Annotated in this window: 18 protein-coding genes; all 18 read right to left on the bottom strand. The window is 48.5% G+C overall.

Annotated elements, in window-relative coordinates; genetic code table 11:
• Nucleotides 1–2: 2 nt before the first annotated feature.
• A complete protein-coding gene (locus AOB54_01805; GenBank protein ID WVN42142.1) occupies nt 3–1,109 on the bottom strand; it encodes an NAD-dependent epimerase/dehydratase family protein in 1,107 nt (368 codons plus the stop codon).
• A gap of 3 nt (nt 1,110–1,112) precedes the next feature.
• Nucleotides 1,113–2,147: a polysaccharide biosynthesis protein gene (locus AOB54_01800; protein ID WVN42141.1), complete on the bottom strand. Its 1,035-nt coding sequence runs from the start codon at nt 2,145–2,147 to the stop codon at nt 1,113–1,115.
• Complete coding sequence (locus tag AOB54_01795; protein ID WVN42140.1) at nt 2,128–3,357, bottom strand: glycosyltransferase; 1,230 nt, start codon at nt 3,355–3,357, stop codon at nt 2,128–2,130. Before AOB54_01795 ends, AOB54_01800 begins: the two co-directional genes overlap by 20 nt.
• 53 nt (nt 3,358–3,410) lie before the next feature.
• On the bottom strand, nt 3,411–4,556 hold the full coding sequence (locus AOB54_01790; protein WVN42139.1) for a hypothetical protein: 1,146 nt from the start codon (nt 4,554–4,556) through the stop codon (nt 3,411–3,413).
• 19 nt (nt 4,557–4,575) lie between these two features.
• Nucleotides 4,576–5,687, bottom strand: a protein-coding gene (locus AOB54_01785) for an IS3 family transposase (GenBank protein ID WVN42138.1) whose coding sequence is annotated in 2 segments (ribosomal slippage) — nt 4,576–5,435 and nt 5,435–5,687 — 1,113 coding nt in all. Because the reading frame shifts where the segments join, the coding sequence is not laid out codon by codon here.
• Nucleotides 5,688–5,794: 107 nt separating this feature from the next.
• Entirely contained in the window at nt 5,795–6,931 is a 1,137-nt protein-coding gene (locus tag AOB54_01780) for a glycosyltransferase (protein WVN42137.1), read from the bottom strand.
• 2 nt (nt 6,932–6,933) lie between these two features.
• Nucleotides 6,934–8,046 carry an N-acetyl sugar amidotransferase gene (locus AOB54_01775; GenBank protein ID WVN42136.1) on the bottom strand — a complete coding sequence of 371 codons (1,113 nt, stop codon included), beginning with the start codon at nt 8,044–8,046 and terminating at the stop codon, nt 6,934–6,936.
• Entirely contained in the window at nt 8,046–8,822 is a 777-nt protein-coding gene (locus AOB54_01770; protein ID WVN42135.1) for an AglZ/HisF2 family acetamidino modification protein, read from the bottom strand. Before AOB54_01770 ends, AOB54_01775 begins: the two co-directional genes overlap by 1 nt.
• A 3-nt stretch (nt 8,823–8,825) precedes the next feature.
• Complete coding sequence (gene hisH / locus AOB54_01765; protein WVN42134.1) at nt 8,826–9,452, bottom strand: imidazole glycerol phosphate synthase subunit HisH; 627 nt, start codon at nt 9,450–9,452, stop codon at nt 8,826–8,828.
• On the bottom strand, nt 9,449–10,741 hold the full coding sequence (locus AOB54_01760; GenBank protein ID WVN42133.1) for a hypothetical protein: 1,293 nt from the start codon (nt 10,739–10,741) through the stop codon (nt 9,449–9,451). The genes hisH (AOB54_01765) and AOB54_01760 overlap by 4 nt, the downstream gene beginning before the upstream one ends.
• Nucleotides 10,741–11,415: an imidazole glycerol phosphate synthase subunit HisH gene (hisH, locus tag AOB54_01755; protein ID WVN42132.1), complete on the bottom strand. Its 675-nt coding sequence runs from the start codon at nt 11,413–11,415 to the stop codon at nt 10,741–10,743. The genes AOB54_01760 and hisH (AOB54_01755) overlap by 1 nt, the downstream gene beginning before the upstream one ends.
• Complete coding sequence (locus AOB54_01750; protein ID WVN42734.1) at nt 11,402–12,187, bottom strand: imidazole glycerol phosphate synthase cyclase subunit; 786 nt, start codon at nt 12,185–12,187, stop codon at nt 11,402–11,404. The genes hisH (AOB54_01755) and AOB54_01750 overlap by 14 nt, the downstream gene beginning before the upstream one ends.
• Nucleotides 12,178–13,386 (bottom strand): N-acetyl sugar amidotransferase, encoded by a 1,209-nt coding sequence (locus AOB54_01745; protein ID WVN42131.1) that lies wholly within the window; start codon nt 13,384–13,386, stop codon nt 12,178–12,180. The genes AOB54_01750 and AOB54_01745 overlap by 10 nt, the downstream gene beginning before the upstream one ends.
• A 2-nt stretch (nt 13,387–13,388) precedes the next feature.
• Nucleotides 13,389–14,366, bottom strand: a complete 978-nt coding sequence (locus AOB54_01740) for a class I SAM-dependent methyltransferase (protein WVN42130.1) — start codon at nt 14,364–14,366, stop codon at nt 13,389–13,391.
• Nucleotides 14,367–14,415: 49 nt separating this feature from the next.
• Complete coding sequence (neuC, locus tag AOB54_01735; GenBank protein WVN42129.1) at nt 14,416–15,552, bottom strand: UDP-N-acetylglucosamine 2-epimerase; 1,137 nt, start codon at nt 15,550–15,552, stop codon at nt 14,416–14,418.
• Entirely contained in the window at nt 15,549–16,592 is a 1,044-nt protein-coding gene (locus AOB54_01730) for an N-acetylneuraminate synthase family protein (protein ID WVN42128.1), read from the bottom strand. The genes neuC and AOB54_01730 overlap by 4 nt, the downstream gene beginning before the upstream one ends.
• Nucleotides 16,577–17,278, bottom strand: coding sequence for an acylneuraminate cytidylyltransferase family protein (locus AOB54_01725; protein WVN42127.1), 702 nt, complete (start codon nt 17,276–17,278; stop codon nt 16,577–16,579). Before AOB54_01725 ends, AOB54_01730 begins: the two co-directional genes overlap by 16 nt.
• A 103-nt stretch (nt 17,279–17,381) precedes the next feature.
• Nucleotides 17,382–18,479, bottom strand: a complete 1,098-nt coding sequence (locus AOB54_01720) for a glycosyltransferase (protein ID WVN42126.1) — start codon at nt 18,477–18,479, stop codon at nt 17,382–17,384.
• Nucleotides 18,480–18,591 lie beyond the last annotated feature (112 nt).

Genomic DNA, 18,591 nt, shown 5'->3' with positions numbered 1-18,591 from the left:
GCTCACAGGGGGCAGGCAAATGTGTCGGGGCGCTGGCGGTCGAATACCTCGTTGGCCCAGAGCATCACAATCATTTCTTCTGTGCCAATGTTGGTAATGTCGTGCGCCCAGCCGGGCACGGTTTCCACGATTTCGGCATTCTCTCCGCTCGTGGTTAGCTCGTGGGTTTCGCCGGTGTGCATGTGGCAAAACTTGAAACGCGCCTGCCCTTTGATCACCAGGAATTTCTCTGTCTTGCTGTGATGGTAATGCCCGCCACGGGTAACGCCGGGGTGTGCGGTGAAGTAAGAAAACTGCCCACAATCAGGCGTCTTCAGCATTTCCACGAAGACACCACGGGGGTCGCCGTGCATGGGCACGGGATAGGCAAAAGATTCAGGCGGCAGGTAGCTGACGTAGGTGGCATACAAGGCCCGCGTCAGGCCGGTGCCCACGCGCTCAGACACTAAAGTGCTGCGGCAGTTCTTGAACGCATCGATTTGGTCTGACAGCTCCCCCAAGGTGATGTTGTATTCGGGGGCCACCGCAGGGTTGCTCAAGCCCGCGATGGGCTCTTGCAGCGCTTGCAAAAAGGCATTCACCACGTCGTCCACGTAGACCAAGCGCACACGGGCTTGGGCATCGTTGATCTGCACCGGCAAGTCGTGCGCCTTGTTGTGGCAGAAAGTGGCCACGACAGAGTTGTAGTTAGGACGGCACCATTTGCCAAACACGCCAGGCAAGCGGTAAATGGCCACGGGGTTCCCGTTGCTTTTGGCCAATTGCGCCAGGGCCTCTTCAGCGGCACGTTTGCTGCGGCCATAAGGGTTACCTTGTTCGGCTTGCGCCGATGAACTGAACAACACCGGTATGCCCTTTCCCATGCTTTGCAAAGTTTGGCACAGGCGCTGGGTCAAACCGTTGTTGACCGCATCAAACGCGGCGGGGTCGGTGGGCCGGTTCTCACCGGCCAGGTGCACCACCGCGTCGGCTTGGACCAACGCCGCTTGCCAAGCGCTATCGCCATCCCCGCGCATGAGGGTCAAGACTTCGGTTTCGGCGCGCTCACGCAAGCGCATAACCACATTTTTGCCAATAAAACCGTTGGCTCCGGTGACTAGTACTTTCATGGCTTACTCCTCGGTCTCCACATGTTCACCCCGGGCAATGGCTTGCATGAAGCGCAGCTTCATCAACAAAGCCTGCATGCCGAAGACATCCAAGCGCTCGGTGTTGTGCGAGTTGTAGTCGGTGGCTTCAGAAATTTTGGTTTCTCCCTGCTCCACGAACTTGCCGTAGTTCAGGTCGCGCAGATCGGGGGGCACGCGGTAGTAGCCTCCCAAGTCTTCGGCGGCCACCATCTCTTCGCGGCTTAGCAAAGCCTCATAGAGCTTTTCGCCGTGGCGGGTGCCGATCACGCGCACCTCGTGTTCGGGTTTACCCAACAGCGCGGTCAAGGCCTTGGCTAACACCTCAATTGTGGCAGCTGGGGCCTTTTGCACAAAGATCTCACCAGGCCGGCCGTGCTCAAAGGCGTAGAGCACTAGGTCTACGGCATCGTCGAGCGTCATCATGAAGCGGGTCATGTTCGGGTCGGTCAGGGTGATGGGCTCGCCGAACCGAATTTGTTCAATGAAGAGCGGGATCACCGAGCCCCGAGAGGCCATGACGTTGCCGTAGCGGGTGACGTTGATCACAGTCTGGGCGGTATTGCGCGACTTGGCCACAGCCACCTTTTCCATCATTGCCTTGCTGATGCCCATGGCGTTGATGGGGTAAACGGCTTTGTCGGTGCTGAGCACCACCGCGCGCTGCACGCCGCAGTTGATGGCGGCTTCCAGTGCGTTCTCGGTGCCGAGTATATTAGTCTTAACCGCCTCGAGCGGGTGAAACTCGCATGAAGGCACCTGTTTGAGGGCCGCAGCGTGGTACAAAAAGTCGGCCCCCCGCACTGCGCCCAGCACCGACTGGTAGTCGCGCACATCACCAATGTAGAACTTTAGCTTGGGGCTGTTGTACTTCTTGCGCATGTCGTCTTGCTTCTTTTCATCTCTGCTGAAAATTCTAATTTCACGTAAGCCTGAATCAAGAAGCCGCTTGCAAACGGCATTGCCAAAAGAACCGGTGCCACCGGTAATCAATAGCGACTTATTTAAGAAACTCAACATGTAATCCCATCATTTCTAAAAAAGGCACCACGGCAGCGCGAGGACTGCAACGCTCTTCGATAAATTTCTTTGCGAGCAAACCGGACATTTGACGCTCGTGTGGATGGCGGTTTAAGTGGCTCTTTAGTGCGAATTCGATATCCAAGTAACGCACCGATTTAATTATCGTAACATGTCTATAATAAACATCAGGAACACCGGCCAAACGAGTAGCGATAACTGGCGTACCAGTTCCCAAAAACTCAATTAACTTTGATGGAAATGAATACTTTACATACTCATGTTTAGGATCTCTAGTCATTAAAAGTGCTGATGCATTTTTTTGCACGATGTTTAAATCAGCTTGATTTAAATAACCTTTATATTTTATACGTTCATCCAGATGGCTACATTTTTTAATATAATCAACAAGCTCACCAGAACCACAAATCCATAATTCCGCATCAATATCAGACCGCATGAATGAATGCAAAAGAATATCAACACCATACGCATTATTCAAACCTCCCGAATAAAGAAAATATTCACGTTTGTTTTTGCAAAATGAAGAGTTATTACTCAGGATTAACGGTTGAAAAATACCCTCAATCACGACGGCTGGAATTCCTCTCAAAGCCGGCACATCCGTTAATATATACTTTGAAACCACAGAGAAGCCATTGGCCCTGGCCAGTAAAAACATTGAAATAATTACATCAAGGCTCTTGAAAAATCTAAAAAATTTACTACGATTAACACCGACATTCATAAAAACAGGCAAATCGGCCACTATTACATAAAAGTCAATTTTACAAAAAAAATTTATTATATTGGCTGCCAAAAGCAATGGCGTATGAGTAGAATAAACACATATTTTAATTTGTTCTTCCCTAAAATTTAGGAATTTAATTAGACAAGCCGAAAGACTAATTACTCTTGATATAGATTTCAAACCAATAAAATTAATAAATGGAACACGATAACATTTACACCCCCAAAAACTCCATTGGCGAAAGCCAAAAAAAATTTTTTTATTCTTACGGTAAGTGGAACTCGGACAAAAACCAAACACATCTACGTTAAAATTATTTTCAACAAATCCACGAAAATAGCCTAATTCGTGCTTTCTTGCTGCAACTTGGGGATAAAGGTCGAATTTAGTAATTTCGTCGAAATAATCTTGCTCGACTAAAAAACCGAGCATAACAATTTTACTTTTTTTTAAACTCATAAATTTGACACTGTGTTCACTGGGTTAAGTTTTTTGCTCAACAAACCTGACAGCTATCGCAATAGCGGAGAATATTGATACCCAAACCTCTTTACGACCGCGGGGCAAAAATAGAAATATGAAATAATCGGATCTAACCAAAGTGACTGCGAAAAAAAAGCTAGTAAAATAATTATCAGGGGAGCTGGATCATTATAATTATTTAGAAAAAGTAAAAGAAATAAAGTAAAAATAGCAATAATTCCATAACGTTGAATCAATTGAAGAAATGAATCAAAACCGCCCAAATCATTTGCAGCTAAGGTTTCGTTATAAACGTTATTCCCAAGCCCAAAAATTAGGTCAACCAAATTTGTATTAATTAAGTATTCATATCTATTATACCGCGCTTCGAAAGCATGCGTGTTAAAGAGCTTATAATCAAAAATATATTTTAATTCAATAATAAAGAAATAAATAAAAATGCACCCAAATAAGGCGAAGAAGATTTTATTTTTATAAAAATTACACGACATCATCAAAACAATTAACATTGCGAATAAACCCGTAGTACTTTTTCCAAGAAAAAGCGCAACGATCAACATCAAACTTAAAACGTCGATTGATCCCCGCATACGTACGATTCTGTTATTGAGTGCCAGTAAAATAAAAACCTGCATTATTCCAGGCTCGCGCGCAAAACTGCTAAATCTTGCTGTTACCCCATATTCATGAGTCAAAAAATTAACTATACCGACTGTATACCCTCTTTCGCATCCCTTAAAATTATAAATTGGCAATAAATCATAATCGAACAATCCGTAAGAAAAGGGCAAATAAATTGGCAACCCCAGAGCGATTATAACAATAATAAATGATTCATTTATATCTAAAAAATCTTTCTTTGTATAGCTATTAGCCAAAATAAATCCGGAAAATACTAATGAAAATGTTCCGATTATCCACACGATTGAATTACCTAAGTTTTCCATATCTAAGATTATCGGGTGCAAAACAAAAACTCCAAATAAAACAAGTAGGACGCGTAAATTATTTAAAAAATTTATCGATATATTTTCGCTCCTAAATAAAAAGCCCAAAAAAGCCAATGCAAGCGAAATTGGTGCTTTCAATTCAGCCTCAATCAATGGAGAGAGTGTAATAAAAATTAACAATGATAAACATAATTTATTAGGAAAACTCTGTTTAAGTCCGCTCATGATGCTGTAGTCTTCCTCGTCAAGTAGACATTGAGGATGTAGAGTTTTCTGCTTGTCGCCTAAACAATCTGGGTGCCAACTTTCCCAGTGCCCCGTGGGGGCGTTCCTCGTTGTAGACCGTGATCCATTCGTCGGTAATGTCACGGACCTGGTCTAGATCCTCAAACAGATAAGCATCCAAGACCTCATGCCGATAGGTTCGGTTAAACCGTTCGATGAAGGCGTTCTGGCTGGGTTTGCCGGGTTGGATATAACGCAGCTCGATAGCCTTGTCCTCGCACCATTGCGTTAGAAGTGCGCTGCGTAGCTCCGGGCCGTTATCCAGGCGTATGGCTCGCGGTAGCCCATAGATCTCGCCAAGTTGCTCCAGGGTGCGGATGACCCGCCCAGCAGGCAGACTCGTGTCGATCTCGATGCCCAGGATCTCGCGGTTAGATTCGTCGATGATATTCAAGGTTCTAAAGGGCTTGCCGTAGTAAAGCGTGTCGTGCATGAAGTCCAAGGCCCAGGTGATGTTCTTCTCGGTTGGAGCAATCAGCGGCTGCTTGGGTAGCTTGGGCAGCCGGCGTTTGGTCCGCCTTGGCAGGTTTAGCCGCATGTCCTTGTAAACCCGCCAGACCCTCTTGTGGTTCCACAGATACCCGTTATTGCGCATCCAACTGAAGCACAACCCAAAACCCCAGCGACCATGCTTGGCTACGATCTGGTTCAAAACGTCCACTACCGGCGCATCCCGCTTGGCCTGATCCATGGGCTTGCGGTAATAAGCTGCCCGAGACAACCCCACACAGCCACAGGCTCGGGTAATCGGGAGCTTTTCTTCGCCAACCAGGTAATCCACCGCTTCCCGCTTTCTGGCTGGCGTCAGAGCTTTTTTGTGATCAGCCCCTTCATCGCCTTGTTTTCAAGGGTCAGGTCGGCGACGATCTGTTTGAACTCCGCCAGCTGCGCCTCTAGCTCCTTAATCCGTTTGAGCTCCGAGGCATCCAGCCCGCCGTACTTGGCCTTCCACTTGTAATAGCTCGCCGAACTGATCCCGTGTTTCCTGATCACGTCACCAACGGGCAACCCAGCGTCTGCCTCTTTGAGAATCGCCACAATCTGGCTTTCCGTAAACCGCGCCTTCTTCATGCAAAACCTCCTGTCGTCAAATACTGCCAAACAACAGAAAATTCCGCACCCCCAGTGTCTTATTTAGGAAGACTACAGGGCCAAGCCAACCAGACAATAAAGAGGCATTATATTAAACTTTGATAGACACACATAATTTGATTCTTATATTTATTGAGGCTTGTATGTTTGACTTCTAATCTTTTGGGCGAAAATTTTAAGCGATCAAGAGTATCACTGATTGCTTGAACAAATGAAACGCCAGACCTTGGCTCATAGAAATTGATCTGATTCGAATAAACTGATAATTCAGGATCTCTTTCCAAATCTTTAATAGTACCTGGCTGAATAACATAGCAACCACTCTCTAAAGCTTCATATGTTGATCTTCCAGTACAAAACTCCGACTCACCTCTTGCCAGTATATCAATATTCATAAATCCGCCTCGCGCGGAAAATTCATCAACTTCATCCAGCCATATAATTTTTTGGGATTTATATTTATTTTTTATCTTTTTAGCAAGCCTGTTGATTTTGCCGACTATGTATAATTTTATGTTCATATTCTGACAATCTAAAAAATATCTACAAATAAATTCAACACCCTTCGCAGGATAAATACCCCCAACCACGGCAAATTTTATCCCATCTCCAGCAAATAATTTTCTTAAATGTTCATCCTGATTAAAGCCAATAAGAAATGGATTTTTTATGACTATAACTTTTGATGATTCGATTGAGGGGAAAGATCTGATTAATGAGTCACGCACACTTGCATCAATGCAAATAAATAAGTCAATTATATCAATATATTTTAAAAAAAGATCTTTTTTGTCTGAACTTATAATTTCTCTAACATGTATAATAATTTTCGACCAAGGCCGCCACAAGAAGTTTGCCAGCCTTATCAAAACAATACTATTTAAATGAATTACCTCAGGGCGATAGTTCTCAACTTCGTTTTTAATTTTATAACGGGTCAAGGAATACATTAAATTTGGCACCCATACCCCAATTAAATTAGCTAAAAATCCTTGATTTTTATCCTTGATTATGTCTTGATCAAAGGGTACCCACATCTCTTTAAATTTGAATCTTATGAATGGTTCACTTTCTTTCCTATATCCTCTTACAATTGATTTCTGACATATATGATAAAAACCTAAATTTGTATCTCCCATTAAGTTTAAATGTGTACGGATACTTGTTGAAGCTCCGTAAGTATTTCTTATATCAGAATGACCTATAACTAGAATTTTCTTCATTTTTAAAGTCGCTTGTAAATCTTCAGCAAACTGTCCCAGAAGATCTTCTCGCTTCCGTAAGCGCCATGTGACACCTCAGGCCTGGTTAGGTAACTGTCCAAATCCTTCTCACTCCATCTCATTTTCTTGAGAAAGTAGGCAACATCCGCCTGCATCTCGGCTTCTGTAGGGTACGGGATTCCCGCCAAACCTTTTAAAGCCTCGTCACGCGATAGCTGCCCTGCAGCCACAAGCGTGGCTAGGTGTAATTTTCGCTTATCGACCCCAAACTTTCTGGGCAAAATATAGCCTTGATAGAACCTAGTAAAAATAGATTCATAATGCTTAAAAGGGTAACGCTTATAACCATACTGCTTCTCAAGGACATCTAGCACTTCAAACTTGTTGTAGGGCAGATAATCTAGAAAAGATGTCCAGCGAACGCCTCCAATAAAGCGCTGCCAAACAACGCCTAGCGTTCCGATTGCCGGAAAACTCTTTAGTCCACTCAATCCATGCCTTTTAGCAAGGGTTACGATATTTCGCTTATCGTACTTAAACCAATTCCACCCAGGGGGCATGCGCATGCCTTCTGTCGCTTGGTTTGTACCCGCAAGAATGTATTTCAAGCCATACTTTGCAGCCTGCTGGTAGTTTACGGCGAGCATAGCGTTATCGTAGAGTAGCTCCACATCGATCACATCTGCATCGAAAAACGCTTGCATCAACTCACGGTACTCATCCCAGTCAATCACATGTGTGTATAAATCCACACCCAAACCCCGTACAAGATTGGCGATGTTGTTTTGCGCCAACTCCGAATTCCAGCCATTGTCCATATGAACCGCTAGGGGGCGAAGACCTAAACGCTTTACCTCAACAAAGGTCCAGGAACTGTCCACACCACCCGACACTCCCACAATGCAGTCGTATGGTTTGCCTCGCCCAGAGGCTTTCACCTTAGCAACAAGCTCATTCAGCCTCGCTTCTTTTGCAGATGCGTCTTCATGGATAACATGGCCTGATCGCTCGATAAATTCCGTGCAGTAGTTGCAGACTCCTTGATCGTCAAACGCAATATCTGAGGCTGTGGTATCCATTACACAGCGTGTGCACTGCTGATACTGTTTATTCATTAATTTCTCACCTGCTTGTATGCAAAAAGCTCTTCAAGCTCTTTATACTCGGGGTAGGTTATAAGTACTGCACGGTGTGTGCCGTGGTAGACAAAAAAAGCGCCTGCGGCAACAGCGCTTGCACCGGCTTCTATGGCTGCTTTGATGTCCGCAAGACTTGAAATCCCGCCCAAAGCAATCAGAGGAATCCGCAGATTTTGACTGGCCTGTTGTATCAAGCCTAAATCTGGGCCAGATAGAGTCCCGTCCTTATCGACAGCGTTGAGCAAGATTTCCCCAGCACCAGCTTCAACAAACCTAGATATCACTTCTTGAAAGCCTACGGCTACAGTTTTCCCAAGACTTGCAATATAAACCTTTGCTCGTCCGAAAAAATCGCGCTTTACGTCGACAGAAACCATTACACTTTGACTACCGAATTCGCTTACCAAAACTCTTATGAGGTGTGGGTCTTCATATGCTGCGGTTTGAAGACATATTTTTTCGACACCAAGAGAAAAAAGTTTTCTTGCCTGCTCAATCTTTTTAATACCGCCACCGTAGGCTAATGGCATAAAACATTCGCCAGCAAACTGCTCAATAAGCTCATAGTTAGGCTCACGGTTCTCTCTGCTAGCGTTAATGTCCAATACCATTAGCTCATCAACCTCCTTTTCATTAAAAATTCGAATCGCGTTGATCGGGTCGCCAACATATTTCGGATCTTTAAATTTTACCGTTTTTACGAGACCATTACTCTTAAGCAACAACGCCGGTATTACGCGATGCTTCAACATGCTCTATAGCGCCACAAAACGCTTCATTAGCTCCAGACCGAACCGATGACTCTTTTCGGGATGGAACTGCACACCAAAGATATTTCCTTGTTGAAATGCCGCGCAAAACCTTCCGCCGTAGTCTGTGTGTCCGACTATTATTGTCGGGTCATCAGGGAGCACACGATAAGAATGGACGAAATAGTATCGATGCTCCCCAGTTTGAAAGGGTAGTAGTGGATTCGCTCTCGCGCTTTCGACAACATTCCATCCCATGTGGGGAATGTTATAGTTTTGTTGGTTAGAAAACCTGAATTTTTTCACATCTGCATTTACGAAGCCTAGTCCCGGTATTACTCCTTCTTCACTACATCGACAAAGCAAGTGCATACCAAGGCAGATGCCGAGCACCGGTTTACTTGTGTCGCTTATAAAATCACGCAACGGGGCAGATAAGCATGCTGAGCGGATTGCGTTAATTGCTGCATCAAAATGCCCTACGCCGGGCAAAATTATCGCCCGAATCGTTTTTAAGTCCGAAGCTTTCACAACCGATACAGACCGCCCCCCCGCTCTTTCGATCATTCGATGAATCGAGTTGACGTTGCCCAAACCTACATCTACTACTCCAATCGGAAGATTTTCTATCAATTTACAACGATCCTCTTTTCAAGACCTGCGATCTGGAAAATTTCCCGAAACGTCTCTTCCCATTTTTCGTCATCATCAAGGCCTTCAATTCGCGGTGCCGTTTGCCGAGCATTAGAAATCCATTCATAAACATGTCTTTTGGCTATCTTGCTTTTAGTGGCATAACCTTCTTTCACCAGATCTTCGAAACTGTTTTGGAGAGCTCCGCCTGGTAATACACTGGGACAGAGGAGTAGCGACGGCAGTCCTATGGCGGCAACGTCGTAAGAAGCCATTGATGACATGGTTATATTGCAGTCGCAGTTCATGGCAACGGATGGGATCGGCAAAAAAGACGACTCTCGCCACTCGCTATTTGGATTTGCGGCCACAAAGTTATCCATAAAATCCAAGAGGTACTGATATTTACGCTGCCTTAGTTGAACGGGGTGGAAACGGAATCTCCAAAAAATGTCTCTTCTCTCGGCAACCAACTCAGCTATTTCTTCATAAAACAAACCATTATTCAAAATATCCTTTAGATACCAATGGTCGCCGTGATCCTCCGCGTAGCCCCATTGAAGAGAAATTAGCACTGTTTTTTTATACTTATCCGAATAAGAACGGTTATAAATCCACTCGTTAGGGAGTGCAGATTGCTTACCCGGCAAGAAGCGACGAAGAAAGGGATGTGGAATTTGTCTAACCACTATTCCGCTATGCTCAAGTTCTCTAAAAGCTCGGGTTGACACTTCGTCTAGCGAGAGGACTCCCTGCGGAAGGGAATCTGGCGGCAGTCGATCCCAACCCCACTGGACGAAAGAGTAGCCCTGTCCATGCAATAGCTCGATATGAAAAACACCTCCTTTTCGAGCCGCATGACTCAAATCATTTGGCGAACCAATTGTTATTATCAGGAGCGCCCCGGTTTTTTTTAAAATTTTTTCGAAAACATTTTTTTGTACAAACAAGTTAATGTTTAAAAGCTGATGAAGCTTCTTCGTCAGGCGATCAAAAAAATAACTACGATTAATAGCGATCGGCGCACCAAATGCACGAGCACCTGTATGTTTTGACCACGGATGCGCTATTGTGATACATCTCAAACCTTTACTTACACAATACTCTCTTACGCTGTCACATAATGGCGCGTAAGCTTTGCCATTTAAACTAACTCCCCTGTCTACGTCATGACAAAAAAACAGTACATCACAATGTTTAAGGCGTCTCGTGTCGTCATTTAGGTTTATTCTCCTCAAAATTATAAAATATTGAGACAAAAAGCTAGTCAACCAGTTTGCCAGCTTCATTACAAAGCCCAATGGTCAGTTCGCTGAGCGGCCGTTGCAGATTTTTCGCTTATAAAATTTTTTAATATTTGCAAACCAACAGGCCCACTCTTTTCCGGATGAAACTGACACCCCACAACATTCTCTTTTAGAACTACTGCAGGAATTGAAATGCCGTCGTAGAAGCAATGAGCAATTTGATCTCCCTCTGCTACCGGCTGCGCCATATAGGAATGCACAAAATATACAGAATCACCCACTCTTAAATCCGTGAGCATTCGGTTATCGCCGGAGTATAGAAGCGAGTTCCATCCAATATGAGGAATTTTTCGAATCGTGCCGTCATGTTTTTCTCTAGGTATATTCACAACGTAACCTGGGATTAATCCTAGGCCTTCAATTTCCATGAACTCGAAACCCTTTTCAAAAAGTAGCTGCATCCCTAGGCAGATCCCCAGCAACGGTGTCCCGCGGTCGGCGATCTCGCGGATCACCGATACCAGTCCGCGGCGATGTAGTTCTTCCATCGCGTCGGGAAACGCACCGACGCCCGGCAAGACGACCCTCTCGGCCATACGGATGCGTTCCGGTTCGGCGCTGACACGCACCCGCGCACCGAGATGCTCGAGAGCGCGCTGGACACTCAGCAGATTACCCATTCCGTAATCGATGACGATGACTTCAGCGCGGCGCATATTCCCTAACGTTCAGTCCCGCCCAGCGACATGTCTCGCGGATCTTACCAAGCGAAGCCCGGCTGTAGTGGAGAATATCGGCCATCGCAACCGCATCAGCCCCTCCCTCTACAACGGCATCCACAGCATCTTCAGGGCTACCCATGCCCCCGCTCGTGATTACCGGCACAGAGACAACCGAGGTAACTGCGCGAATCAGGGGTAAATCGAATCCCTTGCGAGTGCCCTCGCGATCGACGGAAGTCAGCAGAATTTCGCCGGCGCCCAGCGCAACGCCCTCGCGGACCCATTCAATGACGTCCTTACCGGTCCGCTCGCGGCCATTATCGGTATAGGCTTCCCAACGTTCAGGCCCGACTTGCTTGGCCTCGATCGATAGCACCATACACTGGCTTCCGAAACGCCTTGCGATGCTACTGATCAAAGTCGGGTTAGCCAGTGCGGCCGTGTTGACTGCGACCTTGTCGGCGCCGGCCCGCAGAATCTGGGTCGCATCGGCGACCGAGCGAATGCCGCCGCCCACCGTCATTGGAACGAAGATGTCGCGCGCGGCCAGACTGATGATCTCGCCGAGATGGTTACGACCGTAAAGGCTGGCGACACAGTCCATGTAGATAAGCTCGTCGGCGCCCTGCAGGTAGTACTTGAGCGCATGCTCCTGTGGCGAACCGATCACCCGCAAGCCTTCCAGATGGATGCCCTTGATCAGGTTTGGTCCCTTGATGTCAAGGCGGGCGATCAGCCGGACGTTGCGTGCGCTGCTCACGCGGATTTCCACACCGCGTGCTTGAGTAGCCACTCGCCGTCGCGCTTTTCCCAGAGATGCGGCGAGCGGAACTTGTCGACGGTGGCGTGAAACTCTTCTTCGCTCACAGAAATGTAATCAAGAAACTCCTGAAAGTATTTGCGCGGGAATTCCTGATCATAGCGCCGAACAAGCTGAACGCCCTCCTCGCGCGTGATCTTGCCGTTACGGATCTCCTGCGCTGCGTCATAAGTGGCGCGGCCTATCCCAAATTTGATCAGCGTCGTGTAGTAGTGGAACATGTCGACACGGTCGTCGATGCTACTGTACTTGGAGTAAGTCCCCTCGGTGCGCTCAGTATTTGCTTGGAAGCCAGTATGCTCGACTGCGTAGTAGTAGCACTCCTGCGGGTCCCACTTAAGATAGTAGCCGAGATAATGCACTTCAACTCCCTTGCTCTCGAGATAGTCGGCGCTTGGCGGAATATATGGCGCGAAGTCGTTTAGCTTAAATTTGCCCTCAGCGATGATGTCGCCAATCAACTTTCCACCGAGAACGATGTCTTCAGCGCGCCCCACCGAAAAGAATTTCCGGTCCATCGTCGGCACGTAGTTTTCGTTCGGGTTGTTGCCGTATTCAGCCTGATTCTCGCCGTACATCACCAGCGGCACGTGGAATTTCGCGGCCATCAGCGGACCGATGATGCGCTGGCCGACGATGAATGGTTGGAAGGGGTGCAGCAGATTCAGAAAGGCCAGACGCGTCAAGTAGCGGTGCAGACTGCCGTTCGGCGTGAACAGGATGTTGTCCAGGCCGCCGACGTGCATCCAGTTCTCGAAATTCTTCCAGCCAATCTCGGTGTACTTGTGCGGCGCCCAGGTCACGGTCAGAGGATTCATGCCGTAGCGGTACTTGAGCACGTGCGCGGTATAGGCGCTGTCCTTGCCGCCACTGCCGGGAACGATTACGTCATAGCCGCCGCTGCGGCGATGCTTGTCGAGTAGGGCGACGAGTTGCTCCTCACGCCGCGCCCAGTCGATCGTCGATGCCTTCACTTCGTTGTAGCGGCATGCGTCGCACATACCGTCATCGCCGAAGCCGATGGTAGTTTTCTTCTCGTCGCGCTTGTGCTTGAACTCGACGGTCGAGCTCGGGCGCTGATTGGAGATGACGCAGGACTTGCAGAACAAGACCTTTTCGGGCAAACCAAAATATGTATTAGACATGATCAGTTCTTGCGGCCAACGTAGAAAAATTCGGTTGCGGGCAAGGTGCCCGCCTCAACGAGGATTCTGTCCATTTCCTTGAGGAATCGGGCGACGCGCGCATTGGCGGCCTCGCCGTAGCGCAGGCCGCCAATGAACTCGTGGAAGAAGGCGTAGCGCCACTCGAAATGCGCTTGCGCAAAGTGTTCGGTGAGCAAAGGGTACATTTCGGCGTAGCCCGCTTCGTTGTCGTTTATCGACTGCAGGTTGCTGCCATCCTCGGACTCGTAGCGCAGGCTGTTGTACAGGCGCTCGACTTCGGCCGCAATGGCGTCGGGCTCGTCGCGCAAGGGAACGTCCTTGTAGAAATTACCGCCGAGCGAAAGCAGCGTCGACAGCAGCAAGGCGAACGCCGCGCTGCCCTTTTCGACGCGATCGCGCACCGGCTCGTGCACTAGGATCAGCCCGCCCGGCTTGAGCAGGTCGCGCGCCCGCTGCTGTATCACGCGCTGGTCGGCGAAGTGATACAGCGCGCCGAGAAAGACGATCGCATCGAAGCTCTCGGCGTGCAGGTCGGGATGGCAGAAATAATCGCCGGCGATAAAGCGCAGCGTGCCGCGCTCGCCTTTCCACGGATCGCGCTCGGCGACCTGCTGCGCAACCTCGATGCACTTGCTCGACAGATCCAGTCCGACGACCTCGAAGCCGCTGCGCGCGAGCTCGAGGCTCAGGTAGCCCGGCCCGCAGCCGACTTCCAGTACGCGCACGTCGGCCGCGCTGCGCCCGGTCAAGCGGGTGATGGCGTCGCGAATCAGCTCGAACTGCTCGACGAAGTCGAGCTTCACGAATTCGGGCCGACGCCAGGAGTTGTTGTAGAAATAGTCGCAGGGATTCGTTAGTCGCAGGTCGGGCACGTGGCCGTTGGCGATCCTTTCCTCGATCTGGAGATCGAAGGCCTGTGCTTCCTGCGTCAGGTTATCGCTGTGCTGTGAGGAGTTCATTTCGGCTTGTTCAAGTCGGGGGTCGCGGAGTCGCTGAGTGCTCGCCGAACTAAATGCAGTCGACGAAGTGCTTTTGTATTTCCCCATCCCAGGTTTCCGCCGCCCGCAAGATCTGGTAGAAAGCGACGGCGCTGTTGCCGTCGCCGAACAGCTTGCGCGGCGTCCGCGGCATCGACGGCACGAGCGCGATGGCGCCGAGTATGTCTCGGTGCGTGATCGGGACGTCCATCACCGACGGCGTCTGCACGCGCCTGTGCTGACGCGAGCCGAGGTTGATCGTCGGCACGCCGAAATGCGGCGCTTCGCGGATGCCGGCGCTCGAGTTGCCAATAATGTAACGCGCGTGCTTCAGCAGCGTCAGGAAATACTCGAAACGCATCGATGGGTAGACGGCGATTCGACTGCAGCCGCGGAGCCGGGCGTACTCGTAGAGGATGATGTCGGTCCCATGATCGTTGTTTGGGTAGAGAACGACGAAGTTCTGCTCTGACTGGAGAACGCTGTCGACGAGGACGGCGATCTGCTGACGAATCTGTTTGAGTTCGGTCGTCACCGGATGGAACATCAGGATCGCATACTCGCCGAAAGCAAAGCCGTAGTAGCGCTGTACCTCATCGAGCGAGGGCAGATCCGTCGAATTCATAACGTCAATGTCCGGCGAACCGATCACGTGGATCGTTTCACCGCGTTCGCCGAGTTGCACCAAACGTTTCCTGGCCTGCTCGTTGGCGACAAAATGCAGATGCGACATTTTCGAGATCGAATGCCGAATCACTTCGTCAATCGTTCCCGAGACCTCCCCTCCCTCGATGTGCGCGACGCGGATATTGTTGAGTGCGCCGACGATCGCGCCGGCAAGCGCCTCGATCCGGTCACCGTGCACGACGATCAGATCGGGCTCCATCTCCTTGATGTAATCCGACAAGCCGGCGACGGTCTTGGCCAGGATCTGGTCCATTGAATCGTTTTCATTCTGATTGATGAACCGGTAGAGGTTAAGCAGACCGGCCTTGCGAACCTCGTCCCAGGTCGAGCCGTACTTCGAGAGCATATGCATGCCAGTGATGAACACTTGCACTTCAAAGTGCTCATCTGCCTGCAAGCGGAGCATGAGCGGCTTCAGCTTGCCGAAGTCGGCCCGCGTCCCGGTCAGGAAGACGATCTTGCGGCGAAGCGGGGCGCTCATTGCGAGACGTCGACTCTTTTCAATTGAAAGCCAGCGCGAATATCGGCGGCCGCCTTCCTGCCAAGCAGCGCTTCATAGTCGGCGGCCGTGAAATCTCCACCGCCCGGACGCTTCACCCAGATGTTGTGCTCGCTGAGTTGCTCGCCCGCAGCGATATCGCGAACCGCGACAACCGAGGCAAAAGCAAATGCTATTGTCGGCGCCTCTTCGGCAACAGCGGCCTTCTCACCGCCTCGTGCCGACCAAATCACAGACGAACCTTCTATCAGATCCCTTAGGGCGGGCGGGTCCATTGAACACACTATATCTGGCCCGGGCCTGTCCATGCGGTCGGTGAAATGACGTTCCAGAATGGATGCGCCCAAAGCAACAGCACCAAAACAAGTGTGGTTCGACAAAGTGTGATCTGATAAGCCTATGACCGCGTCAGGAAAAGCTTCCTGAAGTATCTGCATAGCTCCAAGGCGAACCAACTCGGGCGGCGTTGGGTAGACATTCGTGCAGTGGAGCAGCGCAAAAGGTATAGATGCCTCGCGCAAGATCTGGACCGTCGGCCGGATGGAGTCGATGGTATTCATGCCAGTGCTGATAATGACTGGTTTCCCAGCACGTGCGATATGACGAATGAGCGGATAGTTGTTGCACTCACCCGAACCGATCTTAAAGGCAGGAACATTGAAACTAATGAGTCGATTAGCTGCCGCGCGCGAAAATGGTGTACTGATAAAAATAGCACCTCGCGCGTTCACATGCTCCATCAACGCTCGCTCCTCTACTTCATTTAGAGCACAGCGCGTCATAATCTCATGGATCGACACATCGGCGTTACCGGGAATAACAGAGCGCGCCTCCTCAGACATTTCATCGTCGACGATATGCGTCTGATGCTTGATGATCTCAGCGCCGGCATCGATAGCGGCATCCGCCATAGCTATCGCCGTTTCGAGTGAGCCCTCGTGATTAATGCCAACTTCCGCCACCACAATTGGCGGATAGCTTCGACCAATTTTCCGACCACTGATGACTAGCTCCGGCGACATAAGCTCTCCGCTAAGACAAAGTCTTCTTCTGAATCAATATCGATGCTGTCTGCTACTGACATAATATAGGGCACTGCACCATTCGTCGGGAACACGCCACGCCTGACAAATTGGTGAACTGGAAATATATAAATGGCTCCATTTGGATGGTAGACAGACGGCAAGCTTTGTCTGTTCGCATTCGTTTGAGCCTCATCGAATAAGGATCGAAGCCGACCTTTAGAATCCAAAGTGTATGATTTATAAGGGCTTTGGGTTGTCTCAACAACGCTGACGCACATGTCACACTCTGTTGCCATCATTAGCTCAAAAGCAGCGCGAATATGAGCGCTTGTTCGAAAAGGTGATGTCGGTTGAAGGTAAACAAGGTAGCTATCTTCAACAGCTTTAGCTGGACCCAAGTAATTAATAAAGTCAGACACAACATCGAAGGCTGTAGCAGAATCATTCGACGCAATAGCGGAACGCCGATGGATAACTACTCCAGCTTCTCGACCCAAGCTCAAGATCGCATTTGAATCGGACGACAGAACCACTTGATCAACTAAATCGCAACCGATAGCCGCCCGCAAAGTATGCGTAACCAAGGGCTTACCTCCCAAAGAACGTAGGTTTTTTCCAGGCACCGCTTTCGACCCCCCCCTAGCAGGAACCAAAGCGACCACAGCTTTATTTTTGAACGCCAAAATTAGATATCCTGTGTTTTATACTACGAAATTTTTTGAGGGCTGTACCTTTTGCAATAGTCAAACAGACAAAGCGAAAAATTATCCAGTTACAGGTGCTCGCTTATTCTGAATTTTTCAAGATTATTCTGTTGACCGCAACTTCTGTATATAACCTACCAAGAATACGGAGAACAAAGGCGGAAGGACGAACTACCAGGTTAAATACAGAAGGGGAACTCAGTATAGCAAACGCAAAAATTCGTGAGATAAAAGAACGGCTTTTCGGTTCCTCAAGAAAGGAGTCCGCTAGCCCCCGCTGGATTTCTGTGCGCAACATTGCACCGCTCGATAACACAACCACATTTGCTGAACCACGAACTGCGTTGATAAAGTCCAAAGCATTACGAGAAATAGCCAATAAGTACGGAATTTTCTCAAGACTGGTTTTAACGCTCGATAATTGCGCCAATTGATAGTAAAACTGCCGAACTCGAGCATACGGTCCGTAAACCTCAGGGTTTAGATCAAGGTTATTTCGAACTGTAGTAGCATGGCTTTTGGATTTGTGAGAATAGCCGTCTCCCCCTAATTTAATTTCCTTTCCTTTCAGGACAAGCTTTGGAAAATAGAACCTAAGCTTGGAATTTACAAGCAATTTTAGAGCTATATCCAAATGACCATAGGCATTTCCGGGGGCCGGCCGGATAAAATGCTCTAAGTTGAGACGATGTAGACTTTCCGTGCGAAAAACGATCCCAGACATGTAGCTAGGAATTAGCCCAAGCGCTGCGTATAAATTGATGTCACAGGAGATGTTCTTATATCTCTCATGCGGAAGGAAATAAAAACGGTTCTGAATAAGATCAAAAACGGAGCAACTAATTACAGATACATCAGCACTTAAATTTTCGAGAAAATCGACGAGCTCAGGAATGCTTTTTGTGTCAACCCTGTCCTCATCGGATAGGAGCATACAAAACTTTGCGTTTGTTGCCGACAAGAGATACGCCCCGTTGGCAAGGGCACCCATATTTTTATCAAATGAATCATAGATCAGCCGTGAATCAAATGCTCGATATCTTTCGAGCAAAGGTTCGAATCCATTTGAATTACATCGAATACCGAAGCGCACATCCTCGCAAATAAGCGCCGACTCCATTGCCTCTGCTGCGCTGTGTGGCCTTTTGTGAGTCGGAATCAGAATTTCGAGTGTTTTCATCTCTCATCAGTATCGTAATAAACAGGAAATCGTTAAGCAGCCTCGTAACCCCAGCTAACCCGAACAAAATCTATCGCATTATCAGCGACAGCAGTTCCATCATCTTCAAGAT

The organism is beta proteobacterium MWH-UniP1 (assembly GCA_036362785.1).
In the GTDB taxonomy this organism is placed as follows: Bacteria; Pseudomonadota; Gammaproteobacteria; order Burkholderiales; family Burkholderiaceae_A; genus Lacustribacter.
The sequence above is the reverse complement of the archived record's forward strand: the minus strand, read 5'-3'. Positions and strand labels throughout refer to the sequence as shown.

What these genes read in the sequence shown, in the direction of transcription:
- AOB54_01760 (WVN42133.1), bottom strand. Translation starts at nt 10,741, where the DNA reads ATGAAGCTGGCAAACTGGTTGACTAGCTTTTTGTCTCAATATTTTATA.
- neuC (WVN42129.1), bottom strand. Translation starts at nt 15,552, where the DNA reads ATGAGCGCCCCGCTTCGCCGCAAGATCGTCTTCCTGACCGGGACGCGG.
- AOB54_01800 (WVN42141.1), bottom strand. Translation starts at nt 2,147, where the DNA reads ATGTTGAGTTTCTTAAATAAGTCGCTATTGATTACCGGTGGCACCGGT.
- AOB54_01775 (WVN42136.1), bottom strand. Translation starts at nt 8,046, where the DNA reads ATGAATAAACAGTATCAGCAGTGCACACGCTGTGTAATGGATACCACA.
- AOB54_01795 (WVN42140.1), bottom strand. Translation starts at nt 3,357, where the DNA reads ATGAGTTTAAAAAAAAGTAAAATTGTTATGCTCGGTTTTTTAGTCGAG.
- AOB54_01745 (WVN42131.1), bottom strand. Translation starts at nt 13,386, where the DNA reads ATGTCTAATACATATTTTGGTTTGCCCGAAAAGGTCTTGTTCTGCAAG.
- AOB54_01780 (WVN42137.1), bottom strand. Translation starts at nt 6,931, where the DNA reads ATGAAGAAAATTCTAGTTATAGGTCATTCTGATATAAGAAATACTTAC.
- AOB54_01790 (WVN42139.1), bottom strand. Translation starts at nt 4,556, where the DNA reads ATGAGCGGACTTAAACAGAGTTTTCCTAATAAATTATGTTTATCATTG.
- AOB54_01720 (WVN42126.1), bottom strand. Translation starts at nt 18,479, where the DNA reads ATGAAAACACTCGAAATTCTGATTCCGACTCACAAAAGGCCACACAGC.
- hisH (WVN42132.1), bottom strand. Translation starts at nt 11,415, where the DNA reads ATGCGCCGCGCTGAAGTCATCGTCATCGATTACGGAATGGGTAATCTG.
- AOB54_01805 (WVN42142.1), bottom strand. Translation starts at nt 1,109, where the DNA reads ATGAAAGTACTAGTCACCGGAGCCAACGGTTTTATTGGCAAAAATGTG.
- AOB54_01740 (WVN42130.1), bottom strand. Translation starts at nt 14,366, where the DNA reads ATGAACTCCTCACAGCACAGCGATAACCTGACGCAGGAAGCACAGGCC.
- AOB54_01730 (WVN42128.1), bottom strand. Translation starts at nt 16,592, where the DNA reads ATGTCGCCGGAGCTAGTCATCAGTGGTCGGAAAATTGGTCGAAGCTAT.
- AOB54_01770 (WVN42135.1), bottom strand. Translation starts at nt 8,822, where the DNA reads ATGTTGAAGCATCGCGTAATACCGGCGTTGTTGCTTAAGAGTAATGGT.